At 47.2% G+C, this 12,476-nt stretch carries 10 protein-coding genes; 8 read left to right on the top strand and 2 right to left on the bottom strand.

Annotation, left to right across the window (positions count from 1 at the left end):
* Positions 1–42: 42 nt before the first annotated feature.
* Entirely contained in the window at positions 43–609 is a 567-nt protein-coding gene (locus NLBNIHML_RS05050; RefSeq protein ID WP_253437997.1) for a PadR family transcriptional regulator, read from the bottom strand.
* 172 nt (positions 610–781) lie between these two features.
* Positions 782–1,357 (bottom strand): beta-class carbonic anhydrase, encoded by a 576-nt coding sequence (locus NLBNIHML_RS05045; protein WP_339234698.1) that lies wholly within the window; start codon positions 1,355–1,357, stop codon positions 782–784.
* Positions 1,358–1,709: 352 nt separating this feature from the next.
* Here NLBNIHML_RS05045 and NLBNIHML_RS05040 point away from each other — a divergent pair, with 352 nt between their 5' ends.
* The 8 genes from NLBNIHML_RS05040 to mutS all read left to right on the top strand — a co-directional run bounded on the left by NLBNIHML_RS05040 (position 1,710) and on the right by mutS (position 12,469).
* The gene (locus tag NLBNIHML_RS05040; protein ID WP_339234696.1) at positions 1,710–3,224 is read left to right on the top strand and encodes a carboxypeptidase M32; all 1,515 of its coding nucleotides are present in this window, start codon (positions 1,710–1,712) and stop codon (positions 3,222–3,224) included.
* Positions 3,225–3,384: 160 nt separating this feature from the next.
* Entirely contained in the window at positions 3,385–4,389 is a 1,005-nt protein-coding gene (locus NLBNIHML_RS05035) for an ABC transporter substrate-binding protein (protein ID WP_494353914.1), read from the top strand.
* A gap of 28 nt (positions 4,390–4,417) precedes the next feature.
* Positions 4,418–5,212, top strand: a complete 795-nt coding sequence (locus NLBNIHML_RS05030) for an ABC transporter ATP-binding protein (protein ID WP_339234693.1) — start codon at positions 4,418–4,420, stop codon at positions 5,210–5,212.
* Between the two features lie 38 nt (positions 5,213–5,250).
* A complete protein-coding gene (locus NLBNIHML_RS05025) occupies positions 5,251–6,042 on the top strand; it encodes an ABC transporter permease (protein WP_494354675.1) in 792 nt (263 codons plus the stop codon).
* Positions 6,043–6,389: 347 nt separating this feature from the next.
* The gene (locus NLBNIHML_RS05020) at positions 6,390–7,367 is read left to right on the top strand and encodes an aromatic acid exporter family protein (RefSeq protein ID WP_124116373.1); all 978 of its coding nucleotides are present in this window, start codon (positions 6,390–6,392) and stop codon (positions 7,365–7,367) included.
* 75 nt (positions 7,368–7,442) lie between these two features.
* Complete coding sequence (locus NLBNIHML_RS05015; protein WP_339234691.1) at positions 7,443–8,003, top strand: outer spore coat protein CotE; 561 nt, start codon at positions 7,443–7,445, stop codon at positions 8,001–8,003.
* Positions 8,004–8,204: 201 nt separating this feature from the next.
* Positions 8,205–9,455 (top strand): putative amidoligase domain-containing protein, encoded by a 1,251-nt coding sequence (locus NLBNIHML_RS05010; protein WP_494353913.1) that lies wholly within the window; start codon positions 8,205–8,207, stop codon positions 9,453–9,455.
* 203 nt (positions 9,456–9,658) lie between these two features.
* Complete coding sequence (gene mutS / locus NLBNIHML_RS05005) at positions 9,659–12,469, top strand: DNA mismatch repair protein MutS (protein ID WP_494353912.1); 2,811 nt, start codon at positions 9,659–9,661, stop codon at positions 12,467–12,469.
* Positions 12,470–12,476: the final 7 nt, after the last annotated feature.

The following is a 12,476-nucleotide window of genomic DNA, read 5'->3' as shown; positions in this document are numbered from 1 at the left end:
CTCAAGTAATACGGTTAACCTACAGGAACGTTTCAAATTTTATTAAATTTCAGAAACGCTTGGACTGGGGTCTTGAATTGCAGCTTGACCATCAAGCAATTGGGTAACCCAATGACACCATTCCAGACCTGTTTGCGCATGCATTAACCCTTTTTGTACCAGGATGTAGCTTCCAAAATCTCGATTGCCTACACGAAGATTATCCAGAGGTATACGTGACTTCAGATCCTCGAAGTACCGTATACGTTCCATAAACCAGCTTTTACGCTCATTCAGAATGCGTCTCATGCTTCCGTCTTCCGCTATGCCAACACACAAAATACGCAAATTAAATTCATCGCGTGTAACCGGTGCGGTAACCGGAGTGATCATCCATTCCAATAGCTTTTCAATGCCTTTTTCCGTAACCGCGTACATTTTCTTATCCGGTTTGTCAGACTGTTGTACCCAGCGGGAGGCCAATAACTCATCGTTTTCCATCTTGGACAGGAGTGGGTAGATCTGGCTGTGTTTTGCCTGCCAATGCGGCTGGATTTTCAGCATTAGATCATAGCCCGATGACTCCTCGCGGGTAAGCAGCCCGAGTAATCCGTAGGAAAGTATGTTCATGCACATGTCTCCTTAATATTAGGGCTGGGTCAGAGAAAACAATTGATTTTGCTTTCTTTGACCGCTTTCATAAAAGTGTACACTGAAACTGTATGGTTTGACAACCTGATAGAGCAACCGCCTTAATTTAGACAAAAAAAGTGCGAACCATAAGGTCCGCACTTCAAACCATTTAGAGAGATGCCTGTTGTCCATACCCTTCAGCGACAACATCAAGCTCACCTGTGGCAGAATCGATAACCATGCCGTGAACAGGTACATTGGGAGGAAGTAATGGATGCTTCTTGATCACTTCCACAGTTCCTTTTACCCCTTCTTCAACACTGTCAAACCCACGCAGCCACTTTTGCAGACGAATGCCGGAATTTTCAAGCGTAGACATGACCTCTTCGGAAACCCCACGTTCTGTCATGTGACCAATCATCGTTTCAGCATGCAGGGAAGCCATACCACATTCTGTATGACCTACCACCAATACCTCATCAGCGCCCAATTCATAGATAGCAACCAATACAGAACGCATAACACTACCAAAAGGTTGGGAGATAATGGCACCTGCGTTTTTGATGATTTTTACATCGCCATTTTTCAGATTCATCGCTTTCGGCAGTAGCTCTACAAGACGGGTATCCATACAAGTGATGATGACCATCTTTTTGGTTGGAAACTTGCTAGCCGTATACTTCTCGTATTCTTTAGTCTCGACAAATGATTTGTTGTAAGCCAAAATCTCTTGAATGTTATTCATGTCCATTGCCTCCTGTTATCCAATACGACGAGCACGGCCACTTGCAATTGATGCAGCTTGTCCTACGCGCCTTTTTGCTTTAATAATGTATCACGGTCAGCAAATGGCATTACTCCAACCTTATAGAGGTTGTTCAAAAAGTCCACTTTTGATTACAAATCATGCCCGAAGGGCATCATCAGCATCGAAGTTGAAATTCATTTCTATCTTCTCGGTAATGAAAACCAGACTTTTGGAACACGTATCTTGAGGAGGATAATGCGATTTGCCTCTGTTAAAAGTTGATTATACGCAATAGGAAAAGTATCATCAATAGGTGAATAAACTTTTTTTGAAGAGGTGAACGATAACAATGGATAAACAAACACAGGAACATTTGGAATCCTTCCGTAATCTGGCTCGTAAAATCAAGAGCTATCATGAAGCCATTGGTTTGCTTCACTGGGATCTGCGCACAGGTGCGCCCAAAAAAGGCGTTCCGACTCGTTCGGAGACGCTGGGTATGTTGTCCACCGAAGCATTCAAGCTGCAAACCTCGGCTGACATGAAAACCTACCTGGATGCATTGACTACTCCAGCAGTATTGGAACAACTCGAAGATATAGATCGTCGTCTGGTTGAAGATTGCAAGAAAGAGTATGATCGCAGTCAATCCGTACCACCTGAGAAAGTGCAAGCCTATACCGTACTCACGGCCAAATCCGAAACCGCTTGGGAAGATGCCAAGCATAACAGTGATTTTGCAGGGTTCTCCCCATATCTGACAGATATCGTTAAGCTCAAACAAGAGTTTATTGATTATTGGGGTGTAAAGGATACGCGTTACGATACGCTGCTTGATATGTACGAACCGGATCTGACCGTTGAAAAAGTGGATGCTGTATTTGCTCGGCTCAAAGCACGTTTGGTGCCTTTGCAAGAGAAAATTAATGCTTCGGACAACCAGCCCAATACAGAGTTCCTGAATCAGTTGTTTGACACCAAACAGCAGGAGAAGTTCAGTCTGTTCATCTTGGAACAAATGGGCTATGACTTTGAAGCTGGACGCTTGGACGAGAGTGTGCATCCTTTTGCAACGGGGCTTAACCCGGGTGATGTGCGGATCACAACACATTATCTGCAGGATGATGTAGCAAGCGCAGTCTTCAGTTCATTGCATGAGGGCGGACATGCCCTGTACGAGCAAAATATTGATGACAGTCTGGCGGGTACCCTTCTGGCTGAAGGAACGTCCATGGGAATTCATGAGTCTCAGTCCCGTCTTTGGGAGAACATGATTGGTCGCAGCCTGCCATTCTGGGAACGCTATTACAAAGATTTGCAGCAGCATTTCCCGCAACTGAGCGAAGTTGAACTGGAAGATTTCTATCGTGCAATCAACCGGGTGGAGAGTTCACTCATTCGGATTGAAGCGGATGAACTGACCTATAATCTGCACATTATTATCCGATATGAGATTGAAAAAATGTTATTCAACGATGGCTTGGAAGTGAAGGATCTGCCAGAGACCTGGAATGCGAAATACAAGGAATACCTTGGTATTATGCCAACGAATGATGGAGAGGGCGTTCTGCAGGATGTTCACTGGTCTGGTGGCGACTTTGGATACTTTGCTTCGTATTCTCTGGGCAATATGTATGCAGCACAAATTCTACATACATTGCGTAAGGAAATGCCGGAGTTTGATACCCTCATTGCCGAAGGTAATCTGATTCCGATTAAGGAATGGCTTACAGACAAGATCTACCGGCATGGGAAAAGTCGGACACCTTCCGAATTGATTGTTGCCGTAACGGGTGAAGAATTGAACCCGGATTATCTTGCTGATTACCTGGAAGCTAAATACGCCGAGATATACAAGCTGTAGGTACCACATATATAACGTATTGAATAGCATTATGAATAGCGGAAGAGTCGGGCATCATTGCCCGGCTCTTTTTTTGCATTCAAGTTCTTAACCTTTTGTTGGGCAGCAGCATATCCATAATAGAGAGAAACTGCTGAAACCAGTGAAGGAGGGAAACAACATGAAATACACGCCATGGTTCGTCCGGGGCATCGTTATTCTGCTGATTATCATTGTGGCGCTTACCAGCTGTAATAAGGAAGAGAATGAAGCCAAAATTACGATTGGCGAAGTGACTCGCTCGGTATTTTACGCACCGGAGTATGTGGCTGTGGCTCAAGGCTTTTTTGAGGAGCAGGGACTTGAGGTGGATATTCAGACGACTGCTGGCGGTGACAAAACAATGGCGGCATTACTCGCAGGTTCGGTGGATATCGCCTTGGTAGGAGCGGAAACGTCCATATACGTCTATCAGCAGGGAGCGGAAGATCCGGTCATTAACTTTGCTCAACTCACCCAGACGGATGGTACTTTTCTGTTCGCACGTAACCCCGAAGGCAGCTTCGATTGGGAGCAACTGAGGAATTCCACATTTTTAGGACAGCGTAAAGGCGGCATGCCGCAAATGGCAGGGGAGTTCGCATTGAACAAACATGGCATTAATCCGCAGAGTGATCTGGAGCTGATTCAGAATGTGGACTTTGCCAACATTGCATCTGCTTTCGCCTCAGGCACGGGAGATTATGTTCAACTATTTGAACCCCAGGCATCGATCTTTGAACAAGAAGGTCGAGGTAAGGTTGTTGCATCGTTTGGAACAGAAAGTGGTCGTCTGCCCTACACGGTCTTCATGACGAAACAGAGCTATATTAACGACAACAAGGATATCGTGCAAAAGTTTACGTACGGTCTGCACAAAGCGCAAGCGTGGGTAGATTCACATACGGCTGAAGAGGTTGCAGAAGTCATTACTCCTTTCTTCAAAGACATTGATCCAGCCATTCTGGTCAGCAGTGTAAACCGTTATAAAGAACAGGGCAGCTACGCTATGGACCCGATCATTGATGAGGAAGAGTGGAACAATCTGCTTGATGTTATGAGTGCTGCCGGAGAGCTGAAAGAACGCGTGGATATGAATGCAATTGTGGATAATGTCTATGCGAAAGAAGCTGCAAATTCAAAGTAATGGGTATTCAGGAAAGGAAGTGAGCAGAATGCCTGAATCCGAAAGTGTGATCCGACTGGAGGGGATCTCTCAAGTATACGTCAGCGAGCGGGAAGCTTCATTGGTGATTGAAGACTTGAGTCTGGAGATCCAAAAAGGAGAGTTCGTCAGCCTCGTTGGACCGAGCGGATGCGGGAAAACGACATTGTTGTCGATCATCGCTGGGCTGCTCACACCGACCCGAGGAGAGGTTAAGGTTAAGGGGAAACTCGTTGGCGGTCCCTCCGCACAGATTGGTTATATGCTTCAACAGGACTATCTGTTTCCATGGCGGACCATTCTCGATAATGCATTGATTGGTCTTGAACTGACAGGCAGATTGGATGTACGGAGTCGTGAGCGTGTACGGGAACTGCTGATAAGTATGGGCTTGGCCGGAACAGAGAATCAGTACCCTTCAGAGCTTTCAGGGGGCATGAGACAGCGGGTGGCTCTGGTGCGCACGCTGGCAACCGACCCGGGAATTTTATTGTTGGATGAACCATTCTCGGCACTCGATTATCAAACCAAGCTGCAATTGGAAGATCTGGTCTCGGACACGTTAAAACAGTTTGGCAAAACCTCTGTACTCGTCACCCATGATTTGTCTGAAGCCATTGCAGTCAGTGATCGCGTCATTGTACTTGATCGCAATCCTGGGCGCATTCGTCGTGAATTTATCATTCCCGATGAAATTCGGAAGGCTCAGCCATTCCATGCCAGGGAGCAAGAAGGGTTCAATGCATTGTTTCAGGCATTATGGAGTGAACTGGATCAGCCCGGGGGAGGTGAGAAAGACGCGTGAATCAAACGAATCCCAAGCAGGAAAAGCGTGACGAATGGATGGGACAGCTGCATCGGAATCATATTCAGCAGGTGGCCAGATGGCGACATCAAGTTCTTGGCGTACAGTTATCTATGCTCGTATGTATGTTCTTGTTATGGGAAGTGGCGGGCAGGCTCCGTTGGATCGATGTACTGTTATTCAGTTATCCAAGCAAGATATTTGCACAGATTGGCAAGGATATCGCTAGTGGCGAATTATGGGCGCATGTTGGGGTAACCGTAGGGGAAACGGCCGTTGGTTTTTTACTGGGGACACTCGTTGGAACTTTGCTTGCGGTTTTAATTTGGTGGTCTCCTTTTTTGTCCAAAGTGCTGGACCCCTATATGGTTGTGTTCAATAGTATGCCAAAGGTAGCACTCGGCCCAATCTTTATCGTTATGTTCGGCGCAGGTTTTACAGCCATTGTCATGACCACGTTGTCCATCACCGTCATTATTACAACACTGGTGGTGTATAACAGCTTTAATGAAGTGGATCCCAATTATATTAAAGTGATTCGTACGTTTGGTGGAGACCGTTCCGAGATTTTTACGAAAGTTGTATTACCAGCTTCTTTTCCGGCGATTGTATCCACCTTGAAAGTGAATGTAGGCATGGCCTGGGTGGGTGTAATTGTAGGGGAGTTTTTGGTCGCCAAACAAGGGCTTGGTTATCTCATTATCTATGGATTCCAGGTATTCAACTTCACGCTTGTGTTATCAAGTCTGTTAATTATTGCAGCAGTTGCAACGGCCATGTATCAACTTGTTGTCTATGCAGAGCGCAAATTGCTGGCTGGGCGCAGATAATGTGGCTATGTTTTGTTCGTTTGATGAACGTTTATATATGTATACAATTTCACAAGGGGTGTCACGTTGCCCGATACCGTAAAATCAAGTACCATATTTAGTATGAATATTCCGCGCTGATCCGGAATGAATGCGATGATTGGAGAAGAGGGCCTTGAGGTTCTGTCGCAACGATCTAACTTGCCAGCATCCCTCATTCGGGGCGTATTGCTGTGACCGGCATGCATGCGCATGTCGGTTGATGTCGTCTAGTTTACACTTGGACGAGACATACTAGTCATGATAAATGAATGAGGCGACGAGCTGGCTAACAATTTTTTTACAGCTTAGAGGAGATGGAATGTTAAATGGGTTTTAGGGTAATTAAAACCGCAATCGCCGCATTAATGGCTGTGTTGATTGCGGACTGGTGCGGCTTGCCAGGACCAACCTCAGCAGGATTGCTTGCCATTCTTGGGGTGGATGTAACGAGAAAACGAAGTATTCGCACCATATCGGCGAGGTTCTTTGCTTCAGTCGTTGGACTTCTATTTGCAAGTGTACTTTTTCACTTTCTAGGATTCCATTACTGGGTACTGGCCGTATACATATTGATCGCATTCCCGGTTATTGTCCGGGTGGGCTTCAAGGAAGGTATTGTAACAGGTTCAGTCGTTGTGTTTCGCGTGTTCAGCGGCGGAGAGATGGACGTGAATGTTGTCCTCGTACAAATTGCTTTGTTACTGATTGGTCTTGGTTCCGCAATGGCGGTTAACCTGGCCTATATGCCAGCAGCAGATCCACAGATGCTGCGCATTCGTAAACGGATCGATGAACTCTTTTCGAAGATTTTCAAAGAATTCGCGGCGACGCTGCGTAATCCCAATGAAGCATGGGCGGGTAGAGAACTGATTGAAGCAGATAAAGCGATTCTGGGTGGTATTGATGCAGCCAAGCGTTCTCTGGAGAATCAGGTGATTCATCCGAATGAGGAATGGAGTGTCTACTTCTATATGCGCAAAACGCAGCTCGACTCCATCCAGCACATGATGCATCTGGTGTCCCAGATCTATCAGAAGATGCCACACGCGGAAATGGTCTCGGAACTGTTCGATCAGCTCAGTCAGGATGTACTTACTGAATCCTACACCGGACGAACTGAAAAACTTCTTGCGAATGTGCAAGAAGAATTCAAACGTATGGAGCTGCCGGATACAAGGGAAGAATTCGAGATTCGTTCCGCAATTCTCCAGTTGTGCCGTGAACTCGCGCTGTATCTGAAAGTCGCGAAGAAGGACAAAGCACCGTCCCCAATATCGGACCGGTCCCAATCTACAAACGAATAATAGAAAATAGTTGTCACCCTAGACGAATGCCCTGCATACACTTGTAGTGAATGATTGTATGGAGGAGGTTTAAAGATGTCATTGAGTCATAAACATCAATGTAGAGAGATTATCACGAAGGCGATCTGCGGCAAAGGTCGTAAGTTCTCTACCGTAACACATACCGTGACTCCGCCAAATGGTCCGACAAGTATTTTGGGGGCTTGGATTATCAACCACCAATATGAAGCCGTATCAGCGGGTGACGGAATTGAAGTTATTGGTACTTACGATATCAACATTTGGTATTCCTATGACAAGAATTCGCAGACGGATGTAGCCAAAGAAACGGTGTCGTATGTAGAACATGTGCCTTTGTCCTATCTGGACCCGAAACACCGGACTTCCACAGTGGAGGTATCTGCGGATGCAACGCAGGAACCTAGCTGTGTGGAAGCCACAGTATCGGCGGGTGGAAGCAGTGTAATTATCCGGGTAGAACGGGAATTCGCTGTCGAACTCGTTGCCGAAACCAAAGTTTGTGTGAAGGTCTGCACAGATGGTTGCGGTGATTACGAAGACAAGGATTATGAATTTGGCAGTGGTGATGGAGATTATGACGATCTCGATCCCGACCTGCTCGACGATGAGCTGTGAGATTGACTCAAGTATTTGATAACCTAAGGTATCATATGCGCCAGAAGGCGCGGTGAAGAGGGCGTAAGCCCTCTTTCTTCTTAAATATTGAAAAATGGGTGGTAACGAGCCTCGCAATGCGCATGGAATACCTTTCACGGGAAGGCTCCGCATTGCGGGGTTATTTTTATTTTGTTGCATGATCGGGTAGGGGGAGACGTCATGAATGTGATGGAACAAGCGGAGGAGGCATTACGCCGATATGAAAGGATGACCTCCGGAGAACGTACAGAACGGTTGAAACAGGCAGGCATTGAAGTATTGTCACTGCGCGATCGGCGCAAACGAGAACCAGGCTTGCGTGTACGCTATGATGTAGAGATAAGTTGTCTGCAGGCGATCCGGATCAAACGCAAGGATACGAGTGGCATGGGAGGGGCGCAGGAAACGCTGTTGGAGCGTGAAACGAGTTCAACCTTGTTTAAGCGCATAGAACGACTTGCGATCAAAACGCTGTACACACTGGGACTGGATCATGGAGCCGTTCGAATGGAATCCTCAGGGAATGGTGGTTGTGCAGTCATTTCGATCGATCCGAGTCCGTGGAAAGGGGTGACGAACCTTGCTGCAATCTACAGGGAAAGCTGGAAGCAGCATCAGGAACTGCTGGATGAGGAGCAGCGTCGCAGACCTATTCCCATACTTGGCATGGACCCTGAGTTTCTTCTGGTACAGATGCCGGAATCCAAAATTGTCCCCGCCTCCAGATTTCTGGAACGTACCGGAATGGCAGGCTGTGATTCCGTGACAATAGGTGGGCGGCGCATCTACCCGGTTGCCGAATTGAGGCCCGCTCCCAGCCCCGAACCAAGAGAGCTACTGGCTCATCTGATGAGGGCATTTGCAGCAGCTTCCCGCAGCATAAGCGATCACTCGCTCATCTGGCAGGCAGGGGGGATGCCACAGCGGGGGTTACCTCTTGGTGGTCATATTCATTTTAGCGGCGTGAACCTTACCGGGGAACTGCTCCGCGCACTGGACAATTATCTGGCATTGCCACTGGCATTTCTTCAGGACCCCCGTGGATCGGGAAGACGTCCACGTTATGGAGCGCTTGGTGATTTTCGCCTGAAATCCTACGGTGGGTTTGAGTATCGTACGTTACCCAGCTTTCTTGTGTCACCCCTTGTTGCCAAGGGCGTTGTGGCATTGGCAGGTTTAATCGCAAGCGGGTATACTCAATTACTGCTGCGTCCGTTGGAGAAAGCGGAGGTTCATACCGCTTTTTATGAAGGAAAGCGTGAAGTGATCAAGGAACACATTCCAGCTCTGGCAGATGATCTGAAGAGATTGGATGGATATGCACGTTATGAACGCTATGCGTCTCCGTTACTCCTTCAATTAAAATTGGGAAGAACCTGGGATGAGAGCCGGGATATCCGTAAACTCTGGAATATTCGGGCAGGTTCATGAAGAACGGACGTTTTTTTGATATAATAAGAAACAAGTCTTTTATAAGTAGTAATTACGGAAGATATGGAGCAGCAACCTTTGAAGGAAGTGGCGAATAGCCAAAACATAAGGCGGAGGCGCTAACACGGTGCCTGACCGTCTTATTGTCCTTCCAGGACGCGTTTCTTCCTGACATTATAGGAACGGGATGGAGGATATTCATCATGGCTCAGTATACGCCAATGATTCAACAATATTTGCAAGTGAAGGCCGAAGCACAAGATGCTTTTCTATTTTTTAGACTGGGTGACTTCTATGAAATGTTCTTCGAGGATGCGATTAATGCTGCTCGTGAACTTGAGATCACGCTGACTGCACGTAACGGAGGCACTGATGACAAAATTCCGATGTGCGGTGTACCTTATCATTCGGCTGACAATTACATACAGCGTCTGATTGAAAAAGGATATAAAGTTGCGATATGTGAACAGATGGAAGATGCGAGTGTAACCAAAGGCATGGTACGACGTGAAATTGTTCGTGTGGTTACACCCGGAACGGTAATGGAAGGCAAAACACTAGGGGACAAATCCAACAACTACATGGTGTGTCTTACTGGTAATCAGAATACGCTCGCGCTCGCAGCCTGTGATCTGTCAACGGGTGAGTTGTATGTGACATCCGTACCCTATTCCAAGGAATGGCTTAAAGATGAAATCGGTATCTACGAACCATCGGAGCTGGTGGGGGATGCAGCGCTGCTTGACACGGTAGAAGCCGAGGCATCTCCAATCGGTCGCCCTGTGGTCTACACGGCGTGGACAAAGAATAAGGAAGATCTGGTTCGTCAGCAGTTTGGTGAGGCTGTGTGGGCAAGATTAGAACCTGAACGTCAAGCGTGCATTGCACGTCTTTTCTCCTATCTGAGTGAGACACAGAAACGCTCTCTGGGACAATTAACCCAAATCTCAACGTATGAGCCAGATCATTATATGATCTTGGACCCGTTTACCCGCCGGAACCTGGAATTGGTTGAAACCGTGCGTGAACGCTCCAAAAAAGGTTCATTACTCTGGTTGCTTGATCGGACCGAGACGTCCATGGGTGCAAGAATGCTGCGTCGCTGGGTCGATAAGCCATTATTGCAAAAAGGGAAGATTAATGAGCGTCTTGAAGCAGTGGATACGTTGTACAACCAGTTTATATTGCGTGAGGACCTGCGGGCAGAACTCAAAGATATCTATGATCTGGAGCGCTTGGTTGGCCGGATTGCGTTTGGTAATGCCAATGGTCGTGACCTGAATGCGCTCAAATCATCACTGGAGAAAATTCCAGGACTTCGTCAGCATTGCTCAGGATCATCTTCCGCAACACTTCAGCATATTGCCGAAACGATGGATGATTGCAATGATCTGCGTGAAGCGATCGGGCAAGCCATTGTGGACGAGCCGCCTGTATCCGTAAGGGACGGAGGCCTGATTCGTGAAGGGTACCATGAACGTCTGGATGAATTGCGTGAGGCTTCGGTTAACGGGAAACAGTGGATTGCGGAGCTTGAAGCGCGAGAGCGTGAGGCGACAGGCATTCGATCGCTGAAGATTGGATATAACAAAGTGTTTGGTTATTATATCGAGATCACCAAGTCCAATCTGTCCGCACTGCCGGAGGGACGTTATGAACGTAAACAGACACTTGCCAATGCAGAACGTTACATTACGCCGGAGTTGAAGGAAAAAGAGACGCTGATTCTCGAAGCTCAGGACAAAATGGTTGATATTGAGTATGGACTGTTCGCAGAACTGCGCGAGCGGCTGAACAAAGAGATTGCAAGATTGCAAAAGCTGGCTGAACAGGTAGCCGAAATTGATGTGTATCAATCTTTTGCGGTGATTAGTGCTGAGCGAAACTTTGTACGGCCTACATTGACCGACGGTTATGATCTGGTTGTGGAAGAAGGACGCCATCCGGTGGTCGAGGCAGTTATGCGAGATGGTGCATTTATTGCCAATCACACGGCAATGACCAAGGAAGAGGCCCGTATTCTGCTGATTACTGGACCGAATATGGCTGGTAAGAGCACATATATGCGACAAGTCGCTTTAATTTCCATTTTGGCGCAAGTGGGTTGTTTTGTGCCTGCGGGTCAAGCGGAGGTGCCGATCATGGATCGCATTTTCACACGAATTGGTGCAGCGGATGATCTCATTGGTGGTCAAAGCACATTCATGGTGGAGATGGCTGACATTCAGGTCATGACGGACAAAGCAACACCACGCAGTCTGATTATAATCGATGAATTGGGACGGGGAACATCAACCAGTGAAGGCATGGCTATTGCTCAGTCTGTTATTGAATATGTACATGATATCATCGGCTGTAAAGCCCTCGTATCCACACATTTCCATGAGCTTGCTCATCTGGAGGAGAGTCTGGACAAGCTGGCAAACTACTCAATGGCGGTACAGGAGAGCGGTGACAAGGTTAATTTCCTGCGCAAACTGATTGCCGGAGCAGCCAGCAGCAGTTATGGTATCTATTGTGCACGCCTTGCAGGTCTGCCTGATAGCATTATTGAGCGGGCGAATGGACTGTTGCATGGATTCGAACATGCGGCTGCGCAAGTAGCGGTGGGTAGTGAATACATCGGAAACGAGAAGCAGGAAGCAGGCTTGAGATTAAAAGATGGAGAGCTCCAACACACGGATTCAGCGTCTATACTCCGGGAGCATGTTACTGCGGAAAGTGCAGATTACACATCTCCTATTGAAGATTCAACCGGAGCTGGGAAGCAGAATACCAAGAAATCTAACAGCAAAGCACAGTCCAGCGCAAGCCATTCGGATGTGGTTCAACTGTCCATCTTTGGGGATGATGAGCCGAACGTGGCAACGAAAACGGATGTAGTTGTGGTGGAAGATAAGCCAGCACGAGAATTCATACGGACGATGAAAGATATCGATGTCATGAACATGACGCCTCTTCAGGCGATGCAGATATTAAATGATCTCAAATTGAAGGCACAGCAATTATCCTGAATATAAG

The sequence above is a fragment of the Paenibacillus sp. JNU01 genome, from assembly GCF_059130585.1.
Note: the sequence above shows the minus strand (reverse complement) of the source record. Positions and strands in the feature narration are given on the sequence as shown.

What these genes read in the sequence shown, in the direction of transcription:
- NLBNIHML_RS05050 (WP_253437997.1), bottom strand. Translation starts at nt 609, where the DNA reads ATGAACATACTTTCCTACGGATTACTCGGGCTGCTTACCCGCGAGGAG.
- NLBNIHML_RS05045 (WP_339234698.1), bottom strand. Translation starts at nt 1,357, where the DNA reads ATGAATAACATTCAAGAGATTTTGGCTTACAACAAATCATTTGTCGAG.
- NLBNIHML_RS05040 (WP_339234696.1), top strand. Translation starts at nt 1,710, where the DNA reads ATGGATAAACAAACACAGGAACATTTGGAATCCTTCCGTAATCTGGCT.
- NLBNIHML_RS05035 (WP_494353914.1), top strand. Translation starts at nt 3,385, where the DNA reads ATGAAATACACGCCATGGTTCGTCCGGGGCATCGTTATTCTGCTGATT.
- NLBNIHML_RS05030 (WP_339234693.1), top strand. Translation starts at nt 4,418, where the DNA reads ATGCCTGAATCCGAAAGTGTGATCCGACTGGAGGGGATCTCTCAAGTA.
- NLBNIHML_RS05025 (WP_494354675.1), top strand. Translation starts at nt 5,251, where the DNA reads ATGGGACAGCTGCATCGGAATCATATTCAGCAGGTGGCCAGATGGCGA.
- NLBNIHML_RS05020 (WP_124116373.1), top strand. Translation starts at nt 6,390, where the DNA reads ATGGGTTTTAGGGTAATTAAAACCGCAATCGCCGCATTAATGGCTGTG.
- NLBNIHML_RS05015 (WP_339234691.1), top strand. Translation starts at nt 7,443, where the DNA reads ATGTCATTGAGTCATAAACATCAATGTAGAGAGATTATCACGAAGGCG.
- NLBNIHML_RS05010 (WP_494353913.1), top strand. Translation starts at nt 8,205, where the DNA reads ATGAATGTGATGGAACAAGCGGAGGAGGCATTACGCCGATATGAAAGG.
- mutS (WP_494353912.1), top strand. Translation starts at nt 9,659, where the DNA reads ATGGCTCAGTATACGCCAATGATTCAACAATATTTGCAAGTGAAGGCC.